This is a genomic window from Polynucleobacter sp. 35-46-11 (assembly GCF_002281105.1).
Genome location: NZ_NCFJ01000703.1, coordinates 1 through 1,117, shown reverse-complemented (window position 1 = coordinate 1,117; position 1,117 = coordinate 1). Strand labels below are relative to the sequence as shown.

The 1,117-nt window shown below is 46.8% G+C and carries 1 protein-coding gene; it reads left to right on the top strand.

Annotated elements, in window-relative coordinates:
• Positions 1 to 1,057: glutamyl-tRNA reductase (gene hemA / locus B7Y67_RS18950; RefSeq protein WP_293599956.1), on the top strand; the 1,057-nt coding region annotated here is incomplete at its 5' end.
• Positions 1,058 to 1,117 lie beyond the last annotated feature (60 nt).

Below are 1,117 nucleotides of genomic sequence, written 5' to 3'. Positions count from 1 at the left end.
ACTTGCTCCAAGTAGTTTGGAGCCGCACATTTATTCACTACCGCAATCGGATGCGGTACGTCACGCTTTTAGGGTGGCCTGTGGATTAGATTCCATGGTGATTGGCGAAACCCAAATCTTGGGTCAAATGAAAGATGCTGTGCGCACTGCAAATGATGCGGGCGTCCTTGGCACTTATCTCAATCAACTCTTTCAGAAAACTTTTGCCGTCGCAAAAGAAGTTCGTGGCTCCACAGAAATTGGTGCTCACTCAATCTCGATGGCAGCAGCCTCAGTTCGATTAGCCGAACGTATTTTTGAAAGCATTGCTGATCAACGTGTTCTGTTTATCGGTGCTGGCGACATGATCACCTTATGCGCAACGCATTTTGTAGCGCGTAAACCTAAAGCAGTTGCAATCGCCAATCGAACAATTGAACGCGGCCAAGAATTAGCAGACTCGATTTCTATTCAAGATGTTGAAGCAGAGTCCTTTAAGCTTTCTGATCTACCATCTCGCCTTCACGAATTTGACATCATTGTTTCAAGTACAGCATCCTCACTTCCGATTATTGGCTTGGGCATGGTAGAGAGTGCTTTGAAGCAACGTCGTCATAAACCGATGGTGATGGTTGACTTAGCCGTACCTCGTGACTTTGAGCCTGAGATTGCTCGTTTAAATGATATCTATCTTTATACGGTAGATGATTTAGGTGTGATGATTCAAACAGGTGCCTCTCTTCGTCAGGCCGCAGTAAGTCAGGCTGAAGCGATTATTGAAGATCGCGTTGGTAACTTTATGCACTGGATGCAAGGTCGTAAGACTGTGCCTTTGATTCAGGATATTCAGCAACAAGGTGAACACCTCAGACAACTTGAGCTCGACCGCGCGATGAAACGATTGATGCGTGGCGAGGATCCCCAAGAAGTTCTCAATGCAATGGCTCAAGGCTTAACCAATAAGTTCTTGCATGGCTCATTGCATGCTTTACAACATTCCAATGGCGCTGAGCGTGACGCCCTGATTAAGTTGCTCCCCAAATTATTCGCCTCGCACTCCAAGCCAGAAGACCATTAGATGAAGCCCAGCATGCGGGCTAAGCTAGACCACCTAGACACGCGCTTAGCCGAACTCAAT